24 protein-coding genes and 1 other annotated feature are annotated in these 26125 nt (G+C 55.7%); of the genes, 16 read left to right on the top strand and 8 right to left on the bottom strand.

Annotated elements, in window-relative coordinates; translation table 11 throughout:
- Window positions 1–69 precede the first annotated feature (69 nt).
- A complete protein-coding gene (locus tag ACVBDQ_RS13615; protein WP_062898882.1) occupies window positions 70–921 on the top strand; it encodes a YtnP family quorum-quenching lactonase in 852 nt (283 codons plus the stop codon).
- Here the strand turns inward: ACVBDQ_RS13615 and ACVBDQ_RS13610 are convergent.
- A complete protein-coding gene (locus ACVBDQ_RS13610) occupies window positions 916–1212 on the bottom strand; it encodes a PepSY domain-containing protein (protein ID WP_025039244.1) in 297 nt (98 codons plus the stop codon). The two genes, ACVBDQ_RS13615 and ACVBDQ_RS13610, sit on opposite strands and share 6 nt — an antisense overlap.
- 116 nt (window positions 1213–1328) lie before the next feature.
- Between ACVBDQ_RS13610 and ACVBDQ_RS13605 the strand changes: the two genes are divergently transcribed.
- The 12 genes from ACVBDQ_RS13605 (at window position 1329) to ccpA (ending at window position 12329) form a co-directional block, all read left to right on the top strand.
- Window positions 1329–2405 (top strand): M42 family metallopeptidase, encoded by a 1077-nt coding sequence (locus tag ACVBDQ_RS13605; protein ID WP_011232294.1) that lies wholly within the window; start codon window positions 1329–1331, stop codon window positions 2403–2405.
- A gap of 45 nt (window positions 2406–2450) precedes the next feature.
- Entirely contained in the window at window positions 2451–2981 is a 531-nt protein-coding gene (locus ACVBDQ_RS13600; RefSeq protein ID WP_318548853.1) for a DUF84 family protein, read from the top strand.
- A 40-nt stretch (window positions 2982–3021) separates the two neighbouring features.
- Window positions 3022–3195 carry a hypothetical protein gene (locus tag ACVBDQ_RS13595; protein WP_014196573.1) on the top strand — a complete coding sequence of 58 codons (174 nt, stop codon included), beginning with the start codon at window positions 3022–3024 and terminating at the stop codon, window positions 3193–3195.
- The gene (locus ACVBDQ_RS13590) at window positions 3192–3989 is read left to right on the top strand and encodes a DUF1444 domain-containing protein (RefSeq protein ID WP_069304470.1); all 798 of its coding nucleotides are present in this window, start codon (window positions 3192–3194) and stop codon (window positions 3987–3989) included. Before ACVBDQ_RS13595 ends, ACVBDQ_RS13590 begins: the two co-directional genes overlap by 4 nt.
- 20 nt (window positions 3990–4009) lie before the next feature.
- Entirely contained in the window at window positions 4010–4615 is a 606-nt protein-coding gene (gene ytpR, locus ACVBDQ_RS13585) for a YtpR family tRNA-binding protein (protein WP_013144448.1), read from the top strand.
- A 106-nt stretch (window positions 4616–4721) separates the two neighbouring features.
- Window positions 4722–7076 carry a DNA translocase FtsK gene (locus ACVBDQ_RS13580; protein ID WP_014196572.1) on the top strand — a complete coding sequence of 785 codons (2355 nt, stop codon included), beginning with the start codon at window positions 4722–4724 and terminating at the stop codon, window positions 7074–7076.
- 153 nt (window positions 7077–7229) lie between these two features.
- Entirely contained in the window at window positions 7230–8534 is a 1305-nt protein-coding gene (murC, locus tag ACVBDQ_RS13575; protein WP_011232289.1) for a UDP-N-acetylmuramate--L-alanine ligase, read from the top strand.
- 146 nt (window positions 8535–8680) lie between these two features.
- On the top strand, window positions 8681–9094 hold the full coding sequence (locus ACVBDQ_RS13570) for a DUF948 domain-containing protein (RefSeq protein WP_011232288.1): 414 nt from the start codon (window positions 8681–8683) through the stop codon (window positions 9092–9094).
- Window positions 9095–9109: 15 nt separating this feature from the next.
- On the top strand, window positions 9110–9505 hold the full coding sequence (locus ACVBDQ_RS13565) for a hypothetical protein (RefSeq protein WP_011232287.1): 396 nt from the start codon (window positions 9110–9112) through the stop codon (window positions 9503–9505).
- A 5-nt stretch (window positions 9506–9510) separates the two neighbouring features.
- Window positions 9511–9840 (top strand): bacillithiol system redox-active protein YtxJ, encoded by a 330-nt coding sequence (gene ytxJ / locus ACVBDQ_RS13560; RefSeq protein WP_011232286.1) that lies wholly within the window; start codon window positions 9511–9513, stop codon window positions 9838–9840.
- Window positions 9841–10051: 211 nt separating this feature from the next.
- Complete coding sequence (locus tag ACVBDQ_RS13555) at window positions 10052–11134, top strand: bifunctional 3-deoxy-7-phosphoheptulonate synthase/chorismate mutase (protein ID WP_011232285.1); 1083 nt, start codon at window positions 10052–10054, stop codon at window positions 11132–11134.
- A 202-nt stretch (window positions 11135–11336) separates the two neighbouring features.
- Window positions 11337–12329, top strand: coding sequence for a catabolite control protein A (ccpA, locus tag ACVBDQ_RS13550; RefSeq protein ID WP_023633315.1), 993 nt, complete (start codon window positions 11337–11339; stop codon window positions 12327–12329).
- A 163-nt stretch (window positions 12330–12492) separates the two neighbouring features.
- Here ccpA and ACVBDQ_RS13545 read toward each other — a convergent pair whose 3' ends face one another.
- From ACVBDQ_RS13545 to ACVBDQ_RS13535, 3 genes are all read right to left on the bottom strand, one after another.
- Window positions 12493–13662 carry an acetoin utilization protein AcuC gene (locus ACVBDQ_RS13545; RefSeq protein WP_011232283.1) on the bottom strand — a complete coding sequence of 390 codons (1170 nt, stop codon included), beginning with the start codon at window positions 13660–13662 and terminating at the stop codon, window positions 12493–12495.
- Window positions 13659–14303: an acetoin utilization AcuB family protein gene (locus tag ACVBDQ_RS13540; RefSeq protein ID WP_011232282.1), complete on the bottom strand. Its 645-nt coding sequence runs from the start codon at window positions 14301–14303 to the stop codon at window positions 13659–13661. The genes ACVBDQ_RS13545 and ACVBDQ_RS13540 overlap by 4 nt, the downstream gene beginning before the upstream one ends.
- Before the next feature lie 92 nt (window positions 14304–14395).
- The gene (locus ACVBDQ_RS13535; protein WP_011232281.1) at window positions 14396–15028 is read right to left on the bottom strand and encodes a GNAT family N-acetyltransferase; all 633 of its coding nucleotides are present in this window, start codon (window positions 15026–15028) and stop codon (window positions 14396–14398) included.
- Between the two features lie 174 nt (window positions 15029–15202).
- Between ACVBDQ_RS13535 and acsA the strand changes: the two genes are divergently transcribed.
- Complete coding sequence (acsA, locus tag ACVBDQ_RS13530; RefSeq protein ID WP_446663270.1) at window positions 15203–16918, top strand: acetate--CoA ligase; 1716 nt, start codon at window positions 15203–15205, stop codon at window positions 16916–16918.
- Between the two features lie 355 nt (window positions 16919–17273).
- Here the strand turns inward: acsA and ACVBDQ_RS13525 are convergent, their stop codons facing one another.
- On the bottom strand, window positions 17274–20030 hold the full coding sequence (locus tag ACVBDQ_RS13525) for a transglycosylase domain-containing protein (protein ID WP_446663269.1): 2757 nt from the start codon (window positions 20028–20030) through the stop codon (window positions 17274–17276).
- A gap of 156 nt (window positions 20031–20186) precedes the next feature.
- Window positions 20187–20411: a binding site (T-box leader), on the top strand.
- 50 nt (window positions 20412–20461) lie between these two features.
- On the opposite strand from ACVBDQ_RS13525, the gene tyrS reads away from it, so the two are divergent.
- Window positions 20462–21721, top strand: coding sequence for a tyrosine--tRNA ligase (tyrS, locus tag ACVBDQ_RS13520; RefSeq protein WP_011232277.1), 1260 nt, complete (start codon window positions 20462–20464; stop codon window positions 21719–21721).
- A 46-nt stretch (window positions 21722–21767) separates the two neighbouring features.
- Here the strand turns inward: tyrS and rpsD are convergent, their stop codons facing one another.
- Window positions 21768–22370 carry a 30S ribosomal protein S4 gene (rpsD, locus tag ACVBDQ_RS13515; RefSeq protein ID WP_011232276.1) on the bottom strand — a complete coding sequence of 201 codons (603 nt, stop codon included), beginning with the start codon at window positions 22368–22370 and terminating at the stop codon, window positions 21768–21770.
- Window positions 22371–22680: 310 nt separating this feature from the next.
- Between rpsD and ACVBDQ_RS13510 the strand changes: the two genes are divergently transcribed.
- Window positions 22681–24540, top strand: a complete 1860-nt coding sequence (locus tag ACVBDQ_RS13510; protein ID WP_446663271.1) for a sensor domain-containing diguanylate cyclase — start codon at window positions 22681–22683, stop codon at window positions 24538–24540.
- A gap of 55 nt (window positions 24541–24595) precedes the next feature.
- On the opposite strand, the gene ACVBDQ_RS13505 is transcribed toward ACVBDQ_RS13510, so the two are convergent.
- Together ACVBDQ_RS13505 and hisJ are read right to left on the bottom strand one after the other, a co-directional pair.
- Complete coding sequence (locus tag ACVBDQ_RS13505; RefSeq protein ID WP_011232274.1) at window positions 24596–25072, bottom strand: GAF domain-containing protein; 477 nt, start codon at window positions 25070–25072, stop codon at window positions 24596–24598.
- 92 nt (window positions 25073–25164) lie between these two features.
- Window positions 25165–25989, bottom strand: a complete 825-nt coding sequence (gene hisJ / locus ACVBDQ_RS13500; RefSeq protein ID WP_131872137.1) for a histidinol-phosphatase HisJ — start codon at window positions 25987–25989, stop codon at window positions 25165–25167.
- Window positions 25990–26125: the final 136 nt, after the last annotated feature.

The following is a 26125-nucleotide window of genomic DNA, read 5'->3' as shown; positions in this document are numbered from 1 at the left end:
TTGGTCGGGTCTTTTTCTATTTCCGATTGATGGAGAAAATGGTACACTAGTGGAGGGGGGAGAGAGGAAATGGAACAGTTGCGAATTGGACAAGTCACATTGACATGGCTTCGGGGCGGCGTCACCCATCTTGACGGCGGGGCGATGTTTGGCGTCGTGCCGAAACCGCTTTGGTCGAAAAAATATCCGCCGAACGACAACAATCAAATCGAGCTGCGCACCGATCCGATTTTGGTGGAAGCCTATGGAAAACGGCTGCTCATTGAATCCGGCATCGGCAACGGCAAGCTGACCGACAAGCAAAAGCGAAACTTCGGCGTCACGGAAGAATCAGCGATTGATGAATCGCTTGCCAAGCTCGGGCTGACGCGGCGCGACATCGACATCGTCATCATGACCCATTTGCATTTTGACCATGCGTGCGGATTGACCGTTTGGGAAGACGGACGGCTCGTGCCGGCGTTTCCGCGCGCGGCGATCATCACCTCGGATGTCGAGTGGGAGGAAATGCGAAACCCGAACATCCGATCGCGCAATACGTATTGGAAAGAAAATTGGGAGCCGATCGCGGATCAAGTCGTTCCGTTTACAAAGGAAACGGAAGTCGTTCCTGGCATCCGCCTCGTCCATACCGGCGGGCATAGCGCCGGGCATGCGATCGTGCTCATCGAATCAGACGGGGAGATGGCCATTCATCTTGGCGATTTGCTTGGCACGCACGCCCATCAAAACGTCCTTTGGGTGATGGCGTACGACGATTACCCGATGGATTCGATTTTTGCCAAACAGCGATGGCTCCCGTACGGCATAGAAAGAAACGCGTGGTTTACGTTTTATCACGACGCCTATTACCGGGCGGTCAAATGGCGGACCGACGGAACGATGGAAGCTGCCGTGAAGCGGGAGCGGTCTGCGCTATAGCGGTCTGATCTCGATGATGGCGCCGGTGCAGGCGTTCACGAAAAACTCGTCATCTCCATCGTCGCAACAGACGCCGCCGCGGTACACCGTGTACGTCAAGCCGTCCTTCTCATACCGCTCCGGGGCGGATTGAATCCAGGAACCGCGGATGGCGCGCGGACCGCCAAGCGCGGCTTTCGCCAGCGCCAGCGCTTGTTCCGGGGCAAGGAGCGCCGGTTTGGAAGCGGAGCGAATGGCATAGACGACGGCCGCACCGACGGCGGCGCCGACGAGCCACTGTTTCCAAGCCATGTTTCTTTCCTCCTTTTCGCTTTGATACGGTTTAGTATAGCCGATTTTGGCGGAACATGTAAGAAGGACGGAAAGAAACGGAACGGTGAAATCGAACATAGAAAGGGAGACGCGTGATGAATAAGGACACGCTGCAATTATTCCAAACGTTGACCGAGCTTCCAGGCGCACCGGGTTATGAACATCCGGTGCGGCAGTTTATGCGCCAAGAGCTCGCGAAATACGCCGATGACATTGTGCAAGACCGCCTCGGGAGCCTTTTCGGCGTCAAACGCGGTGATGAGGCGGGCCCGACGGTGATGGTCGCCGGCCATATGGATGAAGTCGGATTTATGGTGACAGCGATCACGGATCACGGCATGATTCGTTTCCAGCCGCTAGGAGGCTGGTGGGATCAAGTGCTGCTCGCCCAGCGCGTGCAGATTATCACGGACGGAGGGCCGGTCATCGGCGTGATCGGGTCGATTCCGCCGCATTTGCTTGATGAGGAGCAGCGCAAAAAACCGATGGAGATCAAAAACATGTTGATTGACATCGGAGCGGAAAGCCGTGAAGATGCCGAACGAGTCGGCATTCGCCCCGGCCAGCCGATCGTGCCGGTCAGCCCGTTTACTTTGCTTGCCAACGGAAAAACCGTGATGGCAAAAGCGTGGGACAATCGGTTTGGCTGCGGATTGGCGATCGAGCTGTTAAAAGAGCTGAACGGCGAAACAGTGCCGAACGTCTTGTACGCCGGGGCGACCGTGCAGGAAGAGGTCGGGCTGCGTGGGGCCCAGACGGCGGCTTCGATGATCAACCCGGACATCTTTTTTGCCCTGGAAGCAAGCCCGGCCAACGATATGTCCGGCGACAAGCAGGCGTTCGGCCATATCGGCAAAGGAGCGCTCATCCGCTTGTACGACCGGACGATGATTACGCACCGCGGCATGCGCGAATTTGTGCTTGATACGGCGGAAACGATCGGCGTCCCGTACCAGTTTTTCATTTCCCCAGGCGGCGGAACCGACGCCGGGCGGGTGCATATCGCCAACCGCGGCGTGCCGTCGGCGGTGATCGGCATTTGCGCCCGCTACATTCATACGCATGCGTCGATCATTCATGTCGACGATTACGCGGCGGCCAAACAGCTCATCGTTGAGCTCGTCAAACGGTGCGACCGGACAACGGTCGAGACGATTCGCCAAAACAGCTGAGGAGAAGCGAGCGCTTCTCCTTTTCCATGACAAGGAGGGCACTGGATGAAAACTGTTGCGGTTGGAACGAACAACGAAGCGAAAATCGCCGCCGTTCGGGCGGTGCTTTCGGAAAAGGAATACCGCATTGTATCGCTTGAGGTGCCATCAGGCGTTTCCGCGCAGCCGCTGTCCGATGAAGAGACGCGGCTTGGCGCCATCGGGCGCGCCAAACGGGCGCTCGAAGCGGCGGAGGCGGACATCGGCATCGGATTGGAAGGCGGCGTGACGAAGATCGATGGGCAATGGTGGCTGTGCAACTGGGGGGCGCTCGTTGACCGAGACGGAGTGGTGGTGGCCGCCGGCGGTGCACGCCTCGCCCTCCCGCCGGACGTCGGCGCCGGCATCGAGGCGGGGCGCGAGCTCGGCGACGTGATGGAAGCGTACACCGGGCGGAGGAACGTTCGGCGGAAAGAAGGCGCGGTCGGCGTATTGACGAACGGGCGCGTTGACCGATCGGCGATGTTTTCCCACATCGTCGAGCTTTTGGCCGGTCAATATGAATGGCTTTGTCAAAACGGGTCGTTCCATGTATGATAAATAACGAACGGTCATGCCGATGATGGCGGGCGGCTGAATGAGCGGGCCGCGCGAGGATCTAGACCGAGCGGCTGGCAACGTCAAACGGTGGAAAACGCCGCACGGGCATGGCCTGGCATTGTCAACGCCGGATGCGCCTTTGGCCAAGTCCCGGCCGAAAGAGGGAAACGGAAGGCACGGCCGCCGGCAAAACAAGGAGGAACACGAATGAACAGCCGGCAAATGTATGAGAAGATTAAAGAGCGCCTCGTCGCCCACCGGCACTGGACGTTTCGCTTTGACGCCAAGCAAGACGCGATGCGCGTCGAAGACCGCCGCACGAAAAAAGGCGTCACGATCTCGCTTCCCGGCGTGATCGCCAAATGGCACGAACAAAAAGATGAGGCGGTGCGCGAAGTCGTTTATTATGTAGAGGAAACGTTGAAAACGATGGAGGAAGACGCGGCGCTTTCCGGCAACGAGCGAAACATTTATCCCGTCATTCGCTCGGCGTCGTTTCCGACGGAGACGAAAGAAGGCATTCCGTTGCTGTTTGATGATCATACAGCCGAAACGCGCATTTACTATGCGCTCGACCTAGGCAAAACGTATCGCTTGATTGATGAGTGCATGCTGGAGAAAGACAAATGGAGCCGCGAGCGGGTGAAGGAAATCGCCCGTTTCAACGTTCGGTCGCTGCCGACGCCGGTGAAAGAGGATCGGGTGGCCGACAACGTGTTTTATTTTGTGAACACCAATGACGGGTATGATGCGAGCCGCATTTTAAACGAATCGTTTTTGGCCGGCATGCGGGCGCGCGTGGAAGGAACGATGGCCGTCGCTGTTCCGCATCAAGATGTGCTCATCATCGCTGATGTCCGCAACGACATCGGTTATGACGTGCTCGCGCAAATGACGATGAGCTTTTTTGCCGGCGGCCGCGTGCCGATCACGGCGCTGTCGTTTTTATACGAAAATGGGAAACTTGAACCGATTTTTATTTTAGGAAAAAAACGGAGAACGTAGCGGCAAGGAGGAATGAAGCGATGAACGTGTTTTACAACCGAGAAGGGGTCGGCGACGTGCTGCTCGTGTCGCTGAAACCGGCGGCGGATGAGGAACGGACGTTTGTCAGACAAGGCGATGTCGTCCGCATCATGTCCGAACGGACGGGCGAGACGGTCGGCTATAACATTTTTTCCGCGTCTTCGTACTATCCGTTTTCCGGCAACGGTCCGCTGGAAGTGAATGAGGAGCTCGTCGGCGTCATCAACGACATCTTGGCGAAAAACGGTTTTGACGAACCGATCGAAGCTGACTTGTCGCCAAAGTTTGTCGTCGGATATGTGAAAGAGAAAACGAAGCATCCGAACGCCGATAAATTGAGCGTCTGCCAAGTCGATGTCGGCGGTGAGGTGCTGCAAATCGTCTGCGGAGCGCCGAACGTCGCCGAAGGGCAAAAAGTCGTCGTCGCCAAAATCGGCGCCGTGATGCCAAACGGCCTCGTCATTCAAGAAAGCGAGCTGCGCGGCGTCCGGTCATCCGGCATGATTTGTTCGGCCCGCGAGCTTGGGCTGCCAAACGCCCCGCAGGAGAAAGGCATTTTGGTGCTGTCCGATGAGTATGAGGTCGGCCAGCCGTTCGTTTTTTGACGTTCCGACGGGCGGTGCAGACGGATTCCGACTGTTGTTTCGCCACTGGAACGACGCCAGTGGCGTTTTTTCCGACAATGAAGGCAAAGAAAGAGTGACGTGATGGATGAAATTTTGGAAACGATGGCTTCGTTTTCTCACGAGCGACGAGGAAGAGGAAGGGAACGAGCAGCGAGCGAATTCCCGGCTGTCGGCCGGCATGCCCGAACGCGGCGCGGTGAATGTCATTTACCAATATCCGCAAGGCCGCTTCCGCTTTCCGTTGATTCCGGATGACCAGCCGGGTGAAAATCAGGAAAGGCCGAGGCGGGAGAAAAGCGAGGCATCCCGGCCGCTGCCGAGTCGGCGCCCGTCAGCTGGCGTTTCAAGGGAAATAGCGGAAAAACGGCCGTTCCGCCCGTCCGATGTGCCATCCCCGGTTTTTGGATATGATCGGAATCGGGGGAAACAGCGGCAACGAGCGGATGAACCCGAGCTGACCGGTGCGGGGGACATAGAGAATCGGAGCGATGAGGCGGTTCGGGAAGAGGCCCTCCGCGGAGAAGCGACACGGCGAGACGCGCGAGAGGGCACGGAAAGCCGGGCGGCTGAACCGCCAAAAGAAGAGGCGCCTTTGGCCAAGGGGGCAGAGGAATGGAACGAAGACGCGAGCGGAGCGATGCCCGCGGCTGTTATGGAAACGGAAGGAAAACATGAGCTGGCGCCGGCGGCAGGGCAGGAAGAACGTGATGCCGAGGCGGATGAAAAGAAAGGGCAGGAGCTGGACGAACGAGGCAACGAACGCGCGCCGCACGCAACAGACGGCGGCTTGGAGAGCGAAGGACGAGGGGTGCCGTCACAGATGAGGAATGGAGACGGAGGGAGCGCTTCTTCGACAGAACAGCGGGAGACGACCCCAGATCGCGAAATCCGTCACTCGGCGGCGCCCGCGGGCCGGGAGGAGGCTTCCCGCCCCGAACGAACGCGCATCCCGTATAATGTGATCATGTTAAAGCAAGATTGGCGCAAACTCGAAGAAAAGGCGGCGAATCGATCGAACGGCTGCGTACTGCCGCCATTGGCGCTTCTTGAACCGCCCGAGAAAGCGGCCGAACGCGACGAGCAGTGGCTTCGCGACCAATGCCAGCGTTTGGACCGGACGTTTGCGAGCTTCCATATCGGCGCCAAAGTCGTTGGGGCGACGCAAGGACCGACGGTGACGCGGTTTGAAGTGCAGCCGGATTTAGGAGTGAAAGTGAGCAAGATTACGAGTTTAATCGATGATATCAAACTCAGTCTGGCGGCGAAAGATATTCGCATCGAGGCGCCGATCCCGGGAAAACGGACGATCGGCATTGAAGTGCCGAACCGAACGAGCCGTCCGGTGCGCCTGCGGGAAATTTTAGAAAGCGAAGCGTTCCGTAAAAGCCCATCGCCGCTTACCGTGGCGCTTGGGCTTGACATTAGCGGTGCGCCGGTCGTGACTGACATCCGAAAAATGCCGCATGGGCTGATCGCCGGGGCGACCGGGTCGGGAAAAAGCGTATGCATGAACGCGATGCTTATCAGCATGTTGTATAAAGCAGCGCCGCACGAAGTGAAATGGCTGCTTATTGATCCAAAAATGGTCGAACTGGCGCCGTACAACGGGCTGCCGCATTTGCTCAGCCCGGTGATCACCGAGGCGAAGGCGGCGGCGGGGGCGCTCAAGTGGGCGGTCGGCGAAATGGAACGGCGGTATGAACAGTTTGTCCACGCCGGCGTGCGCGATATTGAAAAGTATAACGCCCATCTTCGCGAACGCGGAAGCAGCGAGCCGCCGCTGCCGTACATCGTCATCGTCATTGATGAGCTAGCGGACCTCATGATGGCCGCTCCAGCCGATGTCGAAGAATCGATTTGCCGGCTGGCGCAAAAAGCGCGGGCGTGCGGCATCCATCTGCTGATCGCGACGCAGCGGCCGTCGGTCGATGTCCTCACGGGATTGATCAAGGCGAACATTCCGACGCGCATTGCGTTTTCCGTCTCCTCCCAAGTCGATTCGCGCACCATTTTAGATGTGAATGGGGCTGAGCGGCTGCTTGGGCGCGGCGATATGCTGTTTTTGGAAAATGGTTCGGCCAAGCCGGTGCGGCTGCAAGGCTGCTTTATTTCTGATGAGGAGATCGAGCGGGTGGCAGCGCACGTGAAAGAGAAGCAAGGCCCATCCTATCTGTTTGATCCGGACGATTTTCGGCAAACGGCGTCGATGGGCGGCGAGGATGACGAACTGTTCGAGGAGGCGTGCCGGTTTGTCATCGCCCAAGGAGGGGCGTCGACATCGAGCCTGCAGCGTCATTTCCGCATCGGCTACAACCGCGCTGCCCGGTTGATCGAGATGATGGAGGAACGAGGGTTGATTTCGGAGGCGCGCGGCAGCAAACCGCGCGATGTGTTGATGAGCGAGGATGAGTGGGAGCGCTGGCGCGAGCAGAACAGCTGAGGGCGGGCGGCCTCCTTTGGGCGGGCGGTAGTGTTTTGCCTCCTTGCGTGCTATAATGGGGAAATGAATGGTGCACCGCAATGAGAGAAATGGCAAAACGAGATGGATATCATATACTGTCTTACAGAGAGACGATGGTTGGAGGGCTTAACGATGACAGCTTACCATTTTGTAGGCATTAAAGGCACGGGGATGAGCGCGCTCGCGCAAGTGCTTCATGACCTTGGCTATACGGTGCAAGGGTCGGATGTAGAGAAATGGTTTTTCACGCAAAAGGCGCTTGAAGAGCGGGGAATCCCGGTGCTGCCTTTTTCGAAAGACAATATTCGTCCAGGTTATACGGTCATTGCCGGCAACGCATTTCCGGATACGCATGAGGAAATCGAGGCGGCCCGTCAGCTTGGTGTGCCTGTCATTCGTTACCATCGCTTTTTAGGCCAGCTGGCAGGCAAGTTTACGAGCATCGCGGTGACCGGTTCGCATGGAAAGACGACGACGACGGGGTTGCTTGCCCATGTGATGCAAGGAGCCCATCCAACGTCCTATTTGATCGGAGACGGCACGGGAAAAGGAGAGCCAGGGAGCAAATACTTTGTGTTTGAAGCGTGCGAATACCGCCGGCACTTCCTTTCCTACTTTCCAGATTATGCGATCATGACAAATATTGACTTTGATCACCCGGATTATTTTGCCAATGTCGACGATGTGTTTTCCGCTTTCCAGCAAATGGCGAATCAAGTGAAAAAAGCGATCGTCGCCTGCGGGGATGATCCGTATTTGCCGAACATTCAGGCGAAAGTGCCGATTTTGTTTTATGGATTCGGCGAAGAAAACGATTTTCAGGCGCGCAATATCGTCAAGACGACGGAAGGGATGGCGTTTGATGTGTTCGTGCGCAACACATTTTTCGCTTCGTTTGCCATTCCGCGCTTCGGCACTCATAACGTATTGAATGCTCTCGCCGTGATCGCCCTCTGCCACTACGAAGGGGTGGATGCGGGCACGATCGCCAAGCGGCTGCAAACGTTCCAAGGCGTGAAGCGCCGCTTCAGTGAAAAAACGGTCGGGCGCCAAGTGCTGATCGATGATTACGCGCATCATCCACGCGAAATTACGGCGACATTGGAGGCGGCAAGGCAAAAATATCCGGGGCGCGAAGTGGTGGCGATTTTTCAGCCGCATACGTATACGCGGACGCAGACGTTTTTGCGCGAGTTTGCCGAAAGTTTGCTGCAAGCGGACCACGTGTATTTGTGCGACATTTTCGGCTCGGCGCGCGAACATGAGGGCAAGCTGACGATCCGTGATTTGCAGGCGCAAATTCCGCGTTCCCAGCTGCTTGAGGAACAAAACGTAGCCGTGTTGAAGCAGCATCAAGACGCGGTGTTGGTGTTCATGGGCGCCGGCGACATTCAAAAGTTTCAACAAGCGTACGAACGGGCCGTTCTTTCCGCCTGACGGCCGACAGGGAACGGGCTGTGATGAAGATGGCCCGTTTTTTCCTGTTTCAAAAAGGAAGCCGTCTTTTCTATGTCGAAGTTTGAAAGCGGGAAAAGATGGGTACAAAGGGAATGAAACGTTCGAATGGGCAAGGAGGGAATCGGGTGGAATGGCTTTTGTATGGAAGCGTGGCGCTCATCGCGCTTGCTTTTTTGCTGCTTGTTGTTTACATAGCCAGGACGCTCATCGTTTTGCAGGAAACGCTGCGCCGGCTGACGGCGGCGATCGACCATGCCGATGAGCAAGTGCAAACGGTGGCGAAAGAAGTTCGTGAACTTCTCCATACGGCCAACGGCATCGCCAGCGATGTGCAAAAAAAAGTAGAAACGCTAAATGGCGCAATCGAAGCGGTCGGAGAGATCGGCGGCACGATTCGTTCGCTCAACCGCGCGCTTCGGCAGGCGGCTGCCGGTTTGTCGGCGCGGGCGGGCCTGGGGCAAGGAAAATGGGGCAAGGCGTTGCGCTGGACAAATGTTTTGCTCGATTTACGGGAAAAATGGAGAAAAAACAATCGTTAAAGGAGGGTGTATCGAATGGCGAAAAATAACGGTGGATTTTTGCTTGGCGCGCTGGTCGGCGGCATCGCCGGCGCGGCTGCTGCGTTGTTTTTGACGAGCGAAAAAGGGCGGAAATGGCTGGCCGAGTGGAGCAACGATGAAACGTGGGAGCCGGTGAAAACAACGGCTGTCGAATGGTTGGAAACGGCGAAAGAGAAAACGAAGGAAATCGCCAACTTCATCCCGTTGAAATCCACGACGGCGCCAGCCGGCGGGGAAAACGATGGAGAGGAAGCCAAGGAGGCGACGATTCCGATTCCGCCATCCGCCGGGCCAGCCGACCGGGAAACGCTGCAAAAGCTGCTTGAGGAAGCCGAGGCGGCGCTTGATGACGCCGAGCAAAGCATCACGTCGCGAAAAGAAACGGAGTGAAGGCGATGGGAATGGAGAAGCTGGAGACGATCGAACAGTTTGACCGCGTCATGAAGGAAACGGAGCGTTTTTTGTTCGTCAAGCATAGCCTCACCTGCCCGATCAGTCAAGCGGCGTTTGGCGAATGCGAGAAGTTCGCCGCAGACCATCCAGAGCTGGCGGTGTATTGCCTGTACGTCCAAGAGGCGCGGCCGCTCTCCAACTATATCGCCGAAACGACCGGGGTGAAACACGAGTCGCCGCAAGTGCTGCTGTTTGAAAACGGCCGCGTCGTCTGGCATGCGTCCCATTGGGCCATTACGTATGGCGCGCTCTCGGAGCATGTCGGCGCTTGACCGTTCGCCTTTACTGCGGGCGGTTTTTTGCACACTTTTTACTTTATCGCTTAAAAGCGTTTAATCAAAAAAGCATTTTTTTCGTGACAACGATAGCTCCATCGATTATAATAAACACTAATTAAACGACTTCGCTCTCCAAGACGGGGGCGCCGCTTGCCGGCAAGCGGCGAAAACAATGCACTACACTTGGCGAAAGGATGAGAAAAGCATGAGCAATGAGAGATTAGACGAACTGCGGGCGCGAGTCGATGAGATCAACTTGCAGCTGTTGAAACTGATCAATGAACGGGGGCGGCTCGTTCAGGAGATCGGAAAAATTAAAGAAGCGCAAGGGACGCACCGCTACGATCCGGTGCGCGAACGGAAAATGTTGGATCTCATTTCCGAGCATAACGATGGGCCGTTTGAAACATCGACGCTGCAGCACATTTTCAAGGAAATTTTTAAAGCAGCGCTCGAGCTGCAGGAAGACGACCACCGCAAGGCGCTCCTTGTCTCGCGGAAAAAGCATCCGGAAAACACGATTGTTGAAGTGAAAGGCGAGCGAATCGGCGACGGCAACCAATATTTCGTCATGGGCCCGTGCGCTGTGGAAAGCTATGAACAAGTCGCTGCGGTGGCGGAGGCCGTGAAAAAACAAGGGATCAAGCTGCTGCGCGGCGGCGCCTACAAACCGCGCACGTCGCCGTACGATTTCCAAGGGCTCGGCGTGGAAGGGCTGAAAATTTTGAAACGGATCGCCGATGAGTTTGATTTGGCGGTCATCAGTGAAATCGTCACCCCGGCGGACATTGAAATCGCCTTGGACTATATTGACGTCATCCAAATCGGCGCGCGCAACATGCAAAACTTTGAGCTGCTTAAGGCAGCCGGCCAAGTGAACAAGCCGATTTTGCTGAAGCGCGGCTTGGCGGCGACGATTGAAGAATTCATCAACGCCGCTGAGTACATCATGTCACAAGGAAACGGGCAGATCATTTTGTGCGAGCGCGGCATCCGCACGTACGAGCGGGCGACGCGCAACACGCTCGACATTTCGGCTGTGCCGATTTTGAAGAAAGAAACGCACTTGCCGGTGTTCGTCGATGTCACCCACTCAACGGGGCGGCGCGATCTGCTCATCCCGTGCGCCAAAGCGGCCTTGGCGATCGGCGCCGACGGCGTCATGGCCGAAGTGCATCCGGACCCGGCCGTCGCCTTGTCCGATTCCGCCCAGCAAATGGACATCGCCCAATTCAACGAGTTTATGGAAGAAGTGCGCGCGTTCCAACGTCAGTTTGTTCAGGCGTAAGACGATCCCCTCGGTTGTTGCCCGAGGGGATTTTTTGATGAGATGGCGAGTGTTGGGGCAAACTACCCGTGAACGGTTTGTGAACAAACCGGCAAAATGGTTGCGATTTCGTTGCGAGTTGGCGATAATGTATCGTATGATAGTTGTACATACATTCGGAATTTGACCGGTTATCGGATCGAGCGAAAAGGAGTGAAACAACATGACGGTAACGATTTATGATGTGGCGCGGGAGGCGAACGTCTCGATGGCGACCGTCTCGCGCGTCGTCAATGGCAACCCGAACGTCAAACCGTCGACGAGGAAAAAAGTGCTTGAGGCCATCGAACGGCTCGGCTACCGCCCGAACGCCGTGGCGCGGGGGCTCGCCAGCAAAAAAACGACGACGGTCGGAGTGATCATCCCGGATATTTCGAGCATTTTCTTCGCCGAACTGGCGCGCGGCATTGAGGACATCGCCACGATGTACAAGTACAACATCATTTTGAGCAACTCCGACCAAAACAAAGAAAAAGAGCTGCATTTGCTCAACACGATGCTCGCCAAGCAAGTGGACGGCCTGTTGTTTATGGGCGGGACGATCACCGATGAGCACGTCGCCGAATTTCAAAAGTCGTCGGTGCCGATCGTGCTTGCGGCGACGATGGGACCGAACGAGATTCCCTCGGTCAACATCGACTATGAGCAGGCGGCGTTTGAAGCCGTGACGTATTTGCTGGAAAAAGGAAACCGCCGCATTGTCTATGTGACCGGTCCGACCGATGACCCGATCAACCAGCGGAAGTTGGCGGGGTACCGACGCGCGCTTGAGGAACACGGCGCGCCGTATGAGGAAGAGCTCGTCATTGAGGGCGACAACTCGTACGACTCCGGCTTGGAGGCGTATGAGAAAATCACAGAGCTTGCCGAACGGCCGACGGCGGTGTTTGCTGGCACGGACGAAATGGCGCTCGGCATCATCCACAGCGCCCAAGACCACGGGGTGCGCGTGCCGGATGAACTGGAAGTCGTCGGTTTTGACAACACGCGATTGGCGACGATGGTGCGGCCGCGGCTGACGACCGTCGTGCAGCCGATGTACGACATCGGGGCGGTGGCGATGCGGCTCTTGACGAAGTATATGAACAAAGAGCCAGTGGACCACCATATCGTTGTCTTGCCGCACCGGCTTGAAGTGCGGGAGTCGACGAAATGAAAAAAGCTGGCCTCAACACGGGGGCCAGCTTCTTGCTTGCTTTGCTCCATTTCTTTTTTGACAGCTGCAATCGCCTTGCAGTCGGCCCGTTTTTCGGTGAAAACGGAAGTTGACTAGGAAAACAGGACGTAGAAATCCATTGTTTTCTTTAAATGAAAAAAAATCAAGTCCCCGCCCGGCGTTGACTGCGAATGAAATACAACGCCTTTTCCACCGTTTGCGCATTTTTTTCGCTGATCTCCGCCTTGCGCGGGATCGGGGGATACAAGTCATCCGGGTCGTCCCACTCAAGCGGAAGCGCGACGGGTGAAAGCGGTTGCCAACGTTCGCGCCACTCATCCGGCAGCGGGCCGGACACATCGGCTTGTCCCGTCATCTCGAGCCAAAGGAGCGCCCATGCCCGCGGCACGACGCGCCAGATGTCATAGCCGCCGCCGCCGACGGCGATCCAGCGTCCGCCGCAATATTCATGCGCGATTTCGTGCGCGAGTTTCGGAATGGCGCGGTAGGTTTTCATCGTCACCGACAAATGGGTGAGCGGATCGTAATAGTGGGCGTCGACGCCGTTTTGCGTCACGATGACGTCCGGGCGGAAAAAGTCGGCGATTTCCCGAAGCGCGGTCGTATAGGCGGCGATCCATGATTCGTCTTCCGTGAACGCATCAACGGGAATGTTGAACGAATAGCCGTAGCCCGCGCCTAAGCCGCGCTCGTTGACATTTCCGGTCCCTGGGAACAAATAGCGCCCCGTTTCATGAATGGAAAACGTGCAAACGTTCGGATCGTCGTAAAACGCCCATTGCACCCCGTCGCCGTGGTGGGCGTCCGTGTCGACGTACAACACGCGCAGTCCGTATTTCTCCCTGATGTATTGAATGGCGACCGCGCTGTCGTTGTAGACGCAAAAGCCGGATGCTTTGCCGCGGAAGCCGTGGTGCAGACCGCCGCCAAGGTTGAGCGCATGCTCGGCCGCTCCGGAAAGAACCGCGTCGACGGCGGTGAGGGTGCTGCCGACCAAAAGAGCGCTCGCTTCGTGCATGTTTGGGAAAATCGGCGTATCCTCGGTGCCAAGGCCGTAGTTTTGCGCCGCCGCTTCCGACAGCTCGCCGCGCCCGGCCGCTTTCACCGCCTCGATGTAGGAGCGGTCGTGAATGAGCGCCAGCTCGTCATCGGTCGCCATGCGCGGGGCGACGATCTGGCGGTCTTCGAGCGCGCCGAGCGTGCAAAGCAAGTCGTATGTCATTTTGACCCGCAGCTGGTTGAACGGATGGTCGTCATGAAATTTGTACTGAAGAAATTGCTCGCTATAGACGAATGCGCAGTTTCGGCTCATGACGTAACCCCCGGCAAGTTCGGCCATAGCACGTGATAGCCGGCGTTTTGCAAATCGCGGATCAATGGAAGCGGATTCATCGTCTGCACGCGGAAAACTAAAATTTTCTCATTCGGATCCGGAGCTGGATACACCAAGACGCTGGCGATGTTCACATGGCGCTCGCTGATGATGGCCGCCGCTTTGCTTAACATGCCGGTTTCGTTCGGCACTTTGATCTCGATTTGCGACCCCGGCTGGTGAACGCCGGTCAATTCAATGAACGTGCGGAGCAAATCCGTTTGCGTGATGATGCCGACGAGTTTCCCGTGATTGACGATCGGCAGACAGCCGATTCGGTGTTCGTAAAAGAGCGCCGCCACCTCCTCGACGAAATCGAGCGGATGGCCGACGATGAGGTCGGTTTTCATAATCGTGCTGACCGGTTTTTGCAAGTCTTCAAGATGTTCATGAAGATGGAAAATGGATGGGCTCGCGTCGCGCAAATCTTGGCTCGTCACAAGCCCCAGAAGACGTCCTTCCTCGTCGACGACCGGCAGATGGCGGATGCGGTGATGTCTTAGCAGCTGCAGCGCTTCGGCGATTGTATTGGTGGCGCGAAGCGTGATAACCGGTGCTTTCATCACTTGTTCGACAAGCATCGTTCTCCTCTCCCCTTTGTGCGTGGCATTTTATGCGCGCCGCCCGCAACCGGCAAGGCGGGCGCAAACGTCCGGACAGCTGAGAATTTCAGCTAGTACATATAGCGGTTCATAAACCGAAGCCGGTCGAATCGTTGAATCGATTCGGCGTCGACCCGTTTGCCAATGCGGACCATGAGGCAGTTCGCCGGATGGGAGCAAATTTCCGGGTCGTCGGTCGCATACCAGACGAGCCCGCCGGCGTTCATCATTTTCTCCATCACTTTTCGGTACTCCCATACGTTCAGCCCCGTGCCTTTTAGATCCCAATGCCAATAATACTCCGTTGTAATGATGATATAGTCTTCCATGGCGTCGTCCATCATCGAGACGATCAATAAATTTTTTCCGACGCCAAACCCGCGGAACTCCGGAATGACTTCAATGGCGCCAAGCTCGAGCAAATTTTCCATGTTCCCTTCCGACCAACGTTCGAGAGGATCAGGATACAAAAACGTCACATACCCGACAATCACCTCGCCGCGGCGGGCGATGATGATCCGCCCTTCCGGCAGCTTGGCGATTTCGATCAACGCTTTGTGCTGTTTGGCAGGCGGGCGGAAGGAAGTGAGGTCATGGTGGAATTCATAGCTGGCCAACGCTTCCGGCGTCACCGGCCCTTCGATGAGGAGCGTTCCTTTCGGGGTTTTCAGCTCTTTGGCGTTATACGTTTTTTTATGTTCCATTCGTCCACCACCTGAATTGGTCGTTCTGCTTCCATTATACATAAAAACGGCGCCGGCTGGCGCGGTTCAAAAAAATTTCAAAAAAGTGGGGACGAGGAATATTTTAAAAATTGAGAAATGGTTTTCAATCGACTATAATAGAAATGTAATCACTTACATAAGGGGGATCGGAGAATGAACACAGAACGGCTTCCTGTCATACAAGGGGACTACAATTTGAAAAACTACGAAGAAACATATAAACAGTTTCAATGGTCGGAAGTGGAGAAAGAGTTTTCTTGGCATGAAACGGGCCGAGTCAACATGGCGTATGAGGCGATCGACCGCCATGCTGAGTCGTTCCGTAAAAATAAAGTGGCGCTCTATTACCGCGACGCGGTGCGGAACGAGAAATATACGTTCAAAGAAATGAAAGAGATGTCCAATAAGGTGGCGAACGTCTTAAAACAGGCGGCGGACATTCAGAAGGGCGACCGTGTGTTCGTGTTCATGCCGCGTTCTCCGGAACTGTACTTTGCGGTGCTTGGGATCATTAAAACCGGCGCCATCGTCGGGCCGTTGTTTGAGGCGTTCATGGAAGGAGCGGTGCGCGACCGTCTTGAAGACAGCGGGGCGAAGGCGATCATTACGACGCCGGAGCTTCTGCCGCGCGTGCCGGTCGGCGATTTGCCGGAGTTGAAGTACGTCTTTTTGGTCGGCGACGGCATTGTCGAGGAAGGGCCGTACATCGATTTGAAAAAGCGGATGAATGAGGCAAGCAAGCATTTCGACATCGAATGGGTCGACCGCCAAGACGGCTTGATTTTGCATTACACATCCGGTTCGACCGGCAAGCCGAAAGGCGTTTTGCACGTCCATAACGCGATGATTCAGCACTATCAAACGGCGAAATGGGTGCTCGACTTAAAAGAAGACGACATTTACTGGTGCACGGCTGACCCGGGGTGGGTGACCGGGACGTCGTACGGCATCTTCGGCCCGTGGCTGTGCGGAGCGTCAAGCGTCATCGTCGGCGGCCGCTTCAGCCCGGATGCTTGGTATGAAACGATCCAAGATTTCGGCGTCACCGTCTGGTACAGCGCGCCGACGGCGTTCCGCATGCTGATGGGCGCCGGCGATGAAGTCGTGAAAAAATATGATTTAAGCTCGCTCCGCCACATTTTGAGCGTCGGCGAGCCGCTCAACCCGGAAGTCATCCGCTGGGGGATGAAAGTGTTCGGCCGCCGCATCCATGATACGTGGTGGATGACGGAAACAGGCGGGCATCTCATTTGCAACTACCCGTGCATGGAAATCAAGCCGGGATCGATGGGGAAACCGATTCCGGGCGTTGAGGCGGCGATCATTGATGACCAAGGAAACGTCTTGCCGCCGTACCGGATGGGCAACTTGGCCATCAAAAAAGGCTGGCCGTCGATGATGAAAACGATTTGGAACAACCCGCAAAAATATGAATCATACTTTATCGGCGACTGGTACGTATCCGGCGATTCGGCCTACATGGATGAAGACGGCTACTTCTGGTTCCAAGGCCGTGTTGACGATGTCATCAACACATCCGGCGAGCGCGTTGGGCCGTTTGAAGTCGAAAGCAAGCTCGTCGAGCATCCGGCCGTTGCCGAAGCCGGCGTCATCGGCAAGCCGGATCCGGTGCGCGGGGAAATCATCAAAGCGTTCATCGCGCTTCGCGAAGGGTACGAGCCGTCCGAGGAGCTGAAAGAAGACATCCGCCAATTTGTGAAAAAAGGGCTTGCCGCTCATGCCGCGCCGCGTGAGATCGAGTTCCGCGACAAACTGCCGAAAACGCGGAGCGGGAAAATCATGCGCCGCGTCCTAAAGGCGTGGGAGCTCAACTTGCCGACCGGCGATTTGTCGACGATGGAAGACTGATGAGCGAAAAGCGTCTGGAACATCCGCTGTTCCAGGCGCTGTTGTTCTTTTCAGACTGGGGCCGAAGCGGGGCGGCTGCAAAGACGGTGATGGAACGGAAAACGCGGCCAACAGCGTGATTTCTCCATTTGAAAAACTTGATACATGCCCGTTTCCTCTTCGCTTAAGAACCATCCATTTGGCGAAAATCGTTGTGCTTTCCCCATCTTCACAAAACAAGAAAGGGTGTCCCAACAAGGATCGGGACACCCTCTTTTCGATCACCATATATACGCGCCAACTCTTTATTCAAAACGAATGGCATCTTCTAAAGAAAGCCAATCAAAGAAAGACAATCTTTTGGGTCAGCTCCTTGTCACTCCACGTCACCCGACGGCGGGGGAGAAGACGGCTCGCCGCTCTTTTGATGACCGGAATTGGGCGGCGAGGCGGACGGCAGCGAAACGAGGTTCGACGGCGCCGATTCCTGTCCGGCGATGTCCACAGCAGTGACGCAGTACGCGGCGCCCGGCTGCAGCGGCGAAAACGAGGCTGCCTCGTCCGCTTTAACAGCGGCGGCGAGGCGTCGTTCCCCCGTTTCGTTCACTAGATAGACGCGGTAGCCGATGACATCCGGCTCGTTATGGCGATTCCAGACGAGCTTGCCCCCTGCAAGCCGAGCGGCGGGTGGAGCCGGTGGACGGCCGTTTTCCTTTAATGTGGAGACGAGCGATGCATCGCCCGCCTGCCCTTCGCCGTTGATCCCCCAATCGGCGAGAAGCTTCGGATTCACGATCACTTCGCGAGTGACAAACTCTTCCGGCGTCGTCTCAAGCGCCACATAGCGGCGTCCGCCGATGACGACGACCCGGCTTTCCATCACTTCCACTTCCTCGCCGCTTCCTTCCCGCGGTGCAAACTTCGTATTGTACAGATCGTAACGGACGAGCCCGGCTTTTTCGCACGCGGCCGACGGGCTGAAGCCGCTCGCGGCGCAGTAAGCGCGGCGGACGATGCCGCCTGGCATGAGAAACCGCTTCGGCGGAGCGATGAGCTTCGGGTTTTCTTGATAGGCAGCATTGATCAACCGCGCCCATAACAGCTGGGTGCGCTGGCTGTAGGAAAGCCCTTTGTAGCGGGACTCAAGCGGCGCCGGCCGGTCATAGCCGATCCAAACGCCGAACGTGACGTTCGGATTGACGGCGATAAACCACGAATCGCGCTTGTCTTGCGATGTGCCGGTTTTTCCCGCCCAATCGGCGGAAAAGGTCAAGTAGCGCGGCACCGACGAGGCCGTTCCGCCGTGAAGCACGTCGCGCATCATATCAATCATCAAGTACGACGTTTGCGGCGAAAACACCGGGACGGGTTTGCTTTGATGTTTGTAAACGATCTTTCCGTTTTTGTCCACAATCTTCTCAATCATGTAAGCGTCCACGAACGATCCGTAATTGGCGAACGTCGCATAGGCGTTGACGTTTTCCTCGACCGTGACGCCAATGTGCGTCCCGCCGATCGCCAAAGCTGGATTGGCCTCTTCTTGTTTGGCGACGCTCGTGACCCCCATTTTATGCAAATAGTCAATCGGATGGCGGGATCGAATTCTCATATACGTCCGAACGGCCGGAATGTTGAACGATTGCTGCAAGGCATAGCGCGCCGTGACGAGCCCGTGCGTTTTTCCGTCCGCGTTTTTCGGTGTATACGAACCGATCGAAAGCGGCAAGTCGGGAATGATCGTCGCCGGCTGGATGACGCCCATCTCCATCGCCGGCGCGTATACTAAGAGCGGTTTCATCGTTGACCCGTTGGACCGGTGCGCCTGGGTGGCGTGGTTCAACTGCTCGCGCCCATAATCGCGGCCGCCGACGAAGCTGATGATTTTTCCCGTTTTGTTTTCGATGAGCATCGCCCCGACTTCGACCGGTTGGCGATGGGGGATCATTTTTCCTGTTTTCTTGTCTTTGGTGTAATACACATTGTCGCTTCCGTAATACGGGTAGCGGGCGGCGATGCGCTGCATTTGTTCATAAATCTTTTTGTCGATCGTCGTATAAATCCGATATCCGCCTTGGCGCAACGCTTTTTCCGCCTCGCCGAGGTAGCGGCGGAAACGAGCGGGGTCGCGCTTCACCTCTTCCGGCTTATAGCCGTCGCGCTTGGCGAACGTCTCGGCGAGCACCTCTTTCGCCCGCCGCTCAATCTCCATCGTCAAAAACGGATATTGTTCAAACGGCGACGGCTTCGGGGCGGCGAAATGCTTCGCCACATCATAGGAAAGCGCTTCCTTATACTGTTTTTCCGAGATGTAGCCGGCCCGTTTCATCCGGTACAGCACCGTTTTCATCCGTTTCAATCCCGCCGAGAGATCCGATTTGACGCTGCCGTCAGCGGCAAACGGGGTGTAGACGAACGGGTTTTGCGGCAGTCCGGCCAAAAACGCCGCTTGAGCGAGATTCAACTCTTTGGCGTTGACGCCAAAGACGCCTTGGGCCGCGGCTTGGATGCCGGCGATGTTGCGCCCTGAAGAATTGCGGCCGAACGGAACGACGTTTAAATACGCCTCTAAAATGTCTTCTTTGGAAAAAAATTTCTCCAGACGAAGTGAAAGCAGCATTTCTTTCGCCTTCCGCTCAAACGACACCTCGTTCGTCAACATCTGGTTTTTGACGAGCTGCTGCGTAAGCGTGCTCCCGCCGCTTTTGACCGGCGAGTTGGTCAGCTCTTGAAACACGGCGCGGATGACGGCCTTCGGAACGACGCCGTCGTGTTCATAAAAATGTTCGTCTTCGGTCGCGATGATCGCCTGCACGACGTATGGCGACACCTCGGAAAGAGGCACCGCCTCGCGGTCAAGGTCGGACCGGAACCGCCCTAAATATACGCCGCCGTCAAAGTACATGTGGCTCGTTTCGCCGTAATGGTAAATCTCCTTTTTCATCTCGTCGGGCGAGGGAACGGGCATATCTTTGACCAAAAAGGCAAAATAGCCGGCGCCGGCGCCGATGGCAAAGCAGACAAGGCAGAGTGCGACGATGAGCAAAATTAAGATGACGTTCCAAACCACATCGTATGTAAGGGAAAAATAATGCCACGCTTTTTCAAGAGAAATGGAAAGTTGGTTTCGCTTCATGCCAGCCCCCCCTATGCGGCAAGTCATTATATATCAGTATACCATAGGAAGGGGAGGCATTGTGGAATTTTGCCGATTTTTCGCCGTTTGTGCGAAAAGCGTTAGAGTTGACAGCGAGCGCATCGCTATGGTAATAAGAATGTATATATTTCATATGAGAAAGCGATGATGGGAACAAGTAGCGGCTGTCTCCCTGGTGCAGAGAGCTGGCGGACGGTGCGAGCCAGTCCACAGGCAGGCGTGAATTACCTCCCTGAGCAGCGATGGCGAACGTTTTTGGCACCTAGTAGCCATCCGCCGGCCGGCGCCGTTATCCAAATGAGTGAGAAAGCACCATGCTTTCTAAGTAGGGTGGTACCGCGACGAACACTCGCCCCTTCATCACGGGCGGGTGTTTTCTTTTGCATGACATTTATAGAGAGGTGAAGGACATGGATTTGCTTGCGGAATTGCAATGGCGCGGGCTCGTCAACCAAACGACGGATGAAGACGGGTTGCGCAAGCTGTTGAATGAGGAGCGGGTGACGCTCTACTGCGGGTTTGACCCGACGGCGGACAGTTTGCATATCGGCAACTTGGCCGCCATTTTGACGCTGCGCCGCTTCCAGCAGGCGGGGCACCGGCCGATCGCCCTAGTCGGCGGAGCGACGGGGTTGATCGGTGACCCGAGCGGGAAAAAAAGCGAGCGCACGCTCAATGCGAAAGAAACCGTCGAGGCATGGAGCGCGCGTATTAAAGAACAGCTCGGCCGTTTTTTAGATTTTGAAGCGGACGGCAATCCGGCGAAAATCAAAAACAACTACGACTGGATCGGGCCGCTGGATGTCATTACGTTTTTGCGCGATGTGGGCAAGCATTTCAGCGTCAACTACATGATGGCGAAAGAGTCGGTGCAATCGCGCATCGAGACGGGCATTTCATTTACCGAGTTCAGCTATATGATGCTGCAGGCATACGATTTTCTCCGCCTGTACGAGACGGAAGGCTGCCGCCTGCAAATCGGCGGGAGCGACCAATGGGGCAACATCACGGCAGGGCTTGAGCTTATTCGCAAAACGAAAGGCGAGGCGCGGGCGTTTGGCTTGACGATCCCGCTTGTGACGAAAGCGGACGGCACGAAATTCGGGAAAACGGAAAGCGGCACGATTTGGCTCGATAAAGAGAAAACATCGCCGTACGAGTTTTACCAGTTTTGGATCAACACCGACGACCGCGATGTGATCCGCTACTTGAAGTACTTTACGTTCCTGTCAAAAGAGGAAATCGAAGCGCTTGAACAAGAGCTTCGTGAAGCCCCAGAGAAGCGGGCGGCCCAAAAGGCGCTTGCTGAGGAAGTGACAAAGCTCGTGCACGGCGAAGAGGCGCTCAGGCAAGCGATTCGCATTTCTGAAGCGCTCTTTAGCGGCGACATTGCCAATTTGACAGCGGCGGAAATTGAGCAAGGGTTCAAAGATGTGCCGTCATTCGTTCATGAAGGAGGCGACGTTCCGCTTGTCGAGCTGCTCGTTTCTGCCGGCATTTCGCCATCGAAGCGGCAAGCGCGCGAAGACATCCAAAGCGGCGCCATTTACGTCAACGGCGAGCGCCTTCAAGACGTCGGAGCCATATTAACGGCTGAACACCGCCTTGAGGGGCGGTTTACGGTCATCCGCCGCGGGAAGAAAAAGTATTATTTGATTCGCTACGCCTAAGAAAAAAGATCCGAAATGCATCGGCATTTCGGATCTTTTTTGCGCCTTAACGCGAGTAGAACTCGACGATGAGCGCTTCGTTGATTTCCGCCGGCAGTTCGGAACGCTCCGGCAAGCGGGTGTACGTCCCTTCCATTTTTTCCGGATTGAACGTCAAGTAATCCGGAATGTAGTTGTTCGCTTCGAGCGCTTCTTTAATCACTTGCAAGTTGCGCGATTTTTCGCGAACGGCGATCGTTTGTCCCGGTTTGACTCGGTACGACGGGATGTTGACACGGCTGCCGTCGACCAAAATGTGGCCGTGCGTCACGAGCTGGCGGGCTTGACGGCGCGTGCGGGCCAACCCTAAGCGATAGACGAGGTTGTCTAGGCGCGATTCTAACAAAATCATGAAGTTTTCGCCGTGTTTGCCCGGCATTTTGCCTGCTTCTTCAAACGTTTTGCGGAATTGGCGTTCGTTCACGCCGTACATATGGCGCAGCTTTTGTTTTTCTTGCAGCTGCAAGCCATATTCCGACAATTTCCGCCGTTGCCCCGGACCATGTTGGCCAGGCGGATACGGACGTTTTTGCAATTCTTTCCCCGTGCCGCTCAACGAGATGCCAAGGCGGCGGGAAATTTTCCACATTGGGCCAGTATAACGAGCCATTCGTTGCTCCTCCTTACGCTTTTATTCCCGTAAAATAAAAGCAGATGTGCGCCAACAATTATGGCCATTTTGTTTTCATGCATCCTCGCTCTCGCAGCTAAGAGTTACACGATGCACCTCGGCGGGTCGAGGAACAAAATGAACCATAAAGGTGGGCACAAAGGCTGCTATATTTTACACAAAGGCTATTATATGATTTTTAGAGGATAAAGTCAACATTTTGTTTCCCTTCTTCTCTATTTGTATGATATAATAAAAGATGCAATTTTTAGAAAAAATTTGTCATCCCATTCTCTCATTTGGAATGATGATGCCGGTTTGGGTGGAAAAGGCGATGAACAAGGAAGAAATGAAGCGGTATGAATCATTTAAACAAAAATTTTTCCACTGGTTTTTAGCGTTTCAGGACGATGGGCCGTTTTCGGCGGCGGCGGGCGAGTTGCTCGCGCTGCTAAAAGAAGAGCTGGCGCTCGAGCAAGCCGTTTTTTATTTGTACGACCCGGTGCGGGCTGCCTTTTATCCGGAAGCGGCCGCGGTTGGGACGCCGGACGCTGGGCCGATCGCGGCTGATGGAGAGCGGAAAGTCGCTGTTGTCGATGCCGGTGGGCCGCATATGGCGGCCCGGCTCTTTTTCATGCTTTCCGATGAGACGCCGGCGATGGTCGAGCTGATGTATCGAAAAGATGGCGGTTTTGACGAGCGGTTGTTGTGGGAGATCCGGACGGATTTGGCGCGATTGTTTCGGAAACTTAGCGCGGTGCTGCAAGGAGAGGGCGAAGAGAAACGGTATGGACAGCTGCATCACTTTGCCGCAAAAATTCATTCCTCGATGCATATCGATGTTGTGCTTGAAGAAATTATCCGCACGCTGCAAAACGTCTATCCATCATTCACCTACCACCTTCTGTTGTCGCATGACAACCATCTGCGCGGAAATTTGCCGATTAAAACGCTTGTATTGGATGAAAGGGAAAAACAGACGGCGGCGTTGCGGGCGTTTTTGACTGGACAAGTGCAATGCGAGGAGATGGAGGCGCCGCCGCGCTCGGTGCTGTACGCCCCGATTAAAGGGGTGCAGGCGGTGTATGGGGTGATTGAAATTATCGCCCCATACGCTGCGCCATTTCCAAAACGAGAGATTCATTTTATTTCGCTGCTGGCGAGCACGGCTGGAAGCGCGCTTGAGAACGCCAAGTTGTATGAACAGTCGCGCCGGCTTGTCGCCGATTTGCAGCTGATCAACGACACAATGCGCCAATTGAACGCCCGGCCGCGGCTTCATGAAGCCATTGAGTACATGGTATCGCAAATCCAACAATCGTTCGGCGCGGATGAAGTCGGTTTTTTCTTGTTTGCCGACGGCAAGCGGGAGCTTTTGCCAGGCAGCACGCCGTTTTTTTTCGACCATCGGTCCGAGCCCTATATCGAATGGGTGGAAAAGCGGCGCCAAAGCGGAAATGACATTTTATTTGCCGGTGATGTATGCGTGTCCGCTTTCGGTTCGTTTCGTTCCATCATGGCGGCGCCGATGCAGCAAAACAAGGAAACGAAGGGACTGTGCATTGCGCTCGCCAGCGAGCCATACCGATTTACGTTTGAGATGTTTAAGCTCTTGGAATCCCTCGTTCAACATTCAACGCTGGCGTTTATGAACGCGATGCTGCGCGAAGAGCTCGAGAAGATGGTAGTCACCGATTATTTGACAAAGCTGCATACGCGCCGCTACTTGGACGAGGTGATCCAAACATCCATGGGATCCGATGCATCCGGGGCGCTCATTTTGTTTGACATTGACAACTTTAAGCAAATCAACGATGTGTACGGCCATCAAACGGGCGATGGGGTGCTCGTCCAAGTGGCTGAGACGGTGCGCGCCAACATTCGCGATGGCGATGTGGCGGCGCGTTGGGGCGGGGAAGAGCTGGCGGTGTATTTGCCGAAAGTGCCGCTGTCTGACGCCATTTCGATTGCCCGCCGCATCACAGAAAAAGTCAGAGAACAAACGATTCCGACGGTGACCGTTTCGTGCGGCGTGTCATGGTGGGAGCGCCAAGGCTGCGAGGATGCAAAACAGCTGTTCAAACGAGCCGACGCCGCGCTTTATATGGCAAAAGAGACGGGAAAAAACTGCATTTTTGTGCACGATGACGGTCATTTGTATAAGGTGTAAAAAAAAGGAATCCGAGCAAGCGGATTCCTTCTTCGCGCTTGGTGCGCTTTTTTCGTCAGGCGGAAATGAGCACGCTGGCAAACTGCTCCAAGTAGCGGCGGTCGATGTCATCGAAGCGGTTTTTCACCGGGCTGTCGATGTCAAGAACGCCGATGACGCGGTCGTCTTTGATGAGCGGCACGACGATTTCCGATTGAGACGCCGCATCGCAGGCGATATGGCCCGGGAATTGGTGAACGTCTGGAACGACCACCGTCCGCCGTTTGGCGGCCGCCGTGCCGCACACCCCTTTGCCGAACGGAATGCGCACGCATGCCGGCAAGCCTTGGAACGGGCCAAGCACAAGCTCCTCGCCGTCTGCGAGATAAAAACCGACCCAATTGATGTCGGTGAAAAACTGGTTGAGCAAGGCGGCTGCGTTCGCCAAGTTGGCGATGAAGTTGGGTTCCCCGGAAATGAGCGATTTCAGCTGTTCGATGACGAGCGCGTAATTTTCTTCGCGTGTTCCGTTGTAAGCCATGGGACGAAACATAGAACTAGCCTCCTTTTTCATCATGGTTGGAGCAGGACTCTGGCCTCAACATCCAGCAGGATGCAAGCAGGGAAATGGCTGATTCGCCTATTTTATGACGGCTGCGGGCGGTTGTCAACCGAAAGCGCCTCGCGGTCCATCCTCTCCCGTCCTTGGTGCAAGTCGGCGGCGCGATGGGCGTCGGATCCGTAGACGATTGGGATGCCCCGCCGCCGCGCCTCGGCGATCACGCCGCCCGGCGGATACGGCTCAAGGCAGAGCGGTTTGGCGGCGCCGGCGCCGTTGTAGTCCAATTCATAGCCGAACTGCTTGATGTCATCGAGAATGGCAACAATCCACTCATCCATTGGTTCCAAGCATGGGAAACGGCGTTGGAACTTGCGCACAAGCGTCATATGGCCGATGCGTCTCGGTTTGTAGCGGCCAAGCTCCGTGCGGATCGATTGCAGCACCGTTTCGTAGTAGGCGCGGTGGACGCGTTCGACCGATCCGAACAAGCGGACGATGTCGGCGAACATATCTTCGCTGTAATCAAGGCATAAATATTGCCCTTCGTGGGCCAAAAAGTGAACCGATAAAATGCTGTCGTCAAGTAGCGGGCCGACCTCGTCGAGCAGGCGGGTTGTTTCTTCCTCAAAGCCAGGAATAAAATCGACTTCGAGCCCGACACGGATGGCAATGTCGTTTCGGTAGCGGGCTTTCACCTCAGCGACGGCGTGCAAATAGCGCTCAAGCTGGCTAAGCTTCATCGAACAGTCCTGGTTGGGCGTTGGATCGATAAACCGCTCAGGAAGCGGGGCATGCTCCGTAAAGGAAATGTCGGTATAGCCCAGTTCGATCGCGCGCTCTACATAGGCCTCAAGCGGATCTTGGCTTCCGTGCGGACAAAACGGCGTATGAATATGCCCGTCGCGCATGATCGATTTTCCTCCCTCTAGAAATGTTGATTTATCAAGGCTTTTCGGCCCCTCAGGGGTGTCCAAAAAATATTTTTCGACAAAATCCCTTACATCCTTTTTCAGTTTTGTGGATATCTTACAGACCTAGGGTGCG

Source organism: Geobacillus sp. CCR (assembly GCF_052906625.1).
The sequence above is the reverse complement of the archived record's forward strand: the minus strand, read 5'-3'. Positions and strand labels throughout refer to the sequence as shown.

Excerpts from the sequence above, each read along its gene's own strand:
- ACVBDQ_RS13590 (WP_069304470.1), top strand. The coding sequence starts at position 3,192 with ATGAACAGCCGGCAAATGTATGAGAAGATTAAAGAGCGCCTCGTCGCC.
- acsA (WP_446663270.1), top strand. The coding sequence starts at position 15,203 with ATGAACACAGAACGGCTTCCTGTCATACAAGGGGACTACAATTTGAAA.
- ytxJ (WP_011232286.1), top strand. The coding sequence starts at position 9,511 with ATGGGAATGGAGAAGCTGGAGACGATCGAACAGTTTGACCGCGTCATG.
- ACVBDQ_RS13595 (WP_014196573.1), top strand. The coding sequence starts at position 3,022 with ATGAGCGGGCCGCGCGAGGATCTAGACCGAGCGGCTGGCAACGTCAAA.
- ACVBDQ_RS13510 (WP_446663271.1), top strand. The coding sequence starts at position 22,681 with ATGCCGGTTTGGGTGGAAAAGGCGATGAACAAGGAAGAAATGAAGCGG.
- ACVBDQ_RS13505 (WP_011232274.1), bottom strand. The coding sequence starts at position 25,072 with ATGTTTCGTCCCATGGCTTACAACGGAACACGCGAAGAAAATTACGCG.
- ACVBDQ_RS13525 (WP_446663269.1), bottom strand. The coding sequence starts at position 20,030 with ATGAAGCGAAACCAACTTTCCATTTCTCTTGAAAAAGCGTGGCATTAT.
- ACVBDQ_RS13615 (WP_062898882.1), top strand. The coding sequence starts at position 70 with ATGGAACAGTTGCGAATTGGACAAGTCACATTGACATGGCTTCGGGGC.
- hisJ (WP_131872137.1), bottom strand. The coding sequence starts at position 25,989 with ATGCGCGACGGGCATATTCATACGCCGTTTTGTCCGCACGGAAGCCAA.
- ytpR (WP_013144448.1), top strand. The coding sequence starts at position 4,010 with ATGAACGTGTTTTACAACCGAGAAGGGGTCGGCGACGTGCTGCTCGTG.
- murC (WP_011232289.1), top strand. The coding sequence starts at position 7,230 with ATGACAGCTTACCATTTTGTAGGCATTAAAGGCACGGGGATGAGCGCG.
- tyrS (WP_011232277.1), top strand. The coding sequence starts at position 20,462 with ATGGATTTGCTTGCGGAATTGCAATGGCGCGGGCTCGTCAACCAAACG.
- ACVBDQ_RS13540 (WP_011232282.1), bottom strand. The coding sequence starts at position 14,303 with ATGCTTGTCGAACAAGTGATGAAAGCACCGGTTATCACGCTTCGCGCC.
- ACVBDQ_RS13535 (WP_011232281.1), bottom strand. The coding sequence starts at position 15,028 with ATGGAACATAAAAAAACGTATAACGCCAAAGAGCTGAAAACCCCGAAA.
- rpsD (WP_011232276.1), bottom strand. The coding sequence starts at position 22,370 with ATGGCTCGTTATACTGGCCCAATGTGGAAAATTTCCCGCCGCCTTGGC.
- ACVBDQ_RS13545 (WP_011232283.1), bottom strand. The coding sequence starts at position 13,662 with ATGAGCCGAAACTGCGCATTCGTCTATAGCGAGCAATTTCTTCAGTAC.
- ACVBDQ_RS13580 (WP_014196572.1), top strand. The coding sequence starts at position 4,722 with ATGAAATTTTGGAAACGATGGCTTCGTTTTCTCACGAGCGACGAGGAA.
- ACVBDQ_RS13555 (WP_011232285.1), top strand. The coding sequence starts at position 10,052 with ATGAGCAATGAGAGATTAGACGAACTGCGGGCGCGAGTCGATGAGATC.
- ACVBDQ_RS13605 (WP_011232294.1), top strand. The coding sequence starts at position 1,329 with ATGAATAAGGACACGCTGCAATTATTCCAAACGTTGACCGAGCTTCCA.
- ccpA (WP_023633315.1), top strand. The coding sequence starts at position 11,337 with ATGACGGTAACGATTTATGATGTGGCGCGGGAGGCGAACGTCTCGATG.
- ACVBDQ_RS13565 (WP_011232287.1), top strand. The coding sequence starts at position 9,110 with ATGGCGAAAAATAACGGTGGATTTTTGCTTGGCGCGCTGGTCGGCGGC.
- ACVBDQ_RS13600 (WP_318548853.1), top strand. The coding sequence starts at position 2,451 with ATGAAAACTGTTGCGGTTGGAACGAACAACGAAGCGAAAATCGCCGCC.
- ACVBDQ_RS13610 (WP_025039244.1), bottom strand. The coding sequence starts at position 1,212 with ATGGCTTGGAAACAGTGGCTCGTCGGCGCCGCCGTCGGTGCGGCCGTC.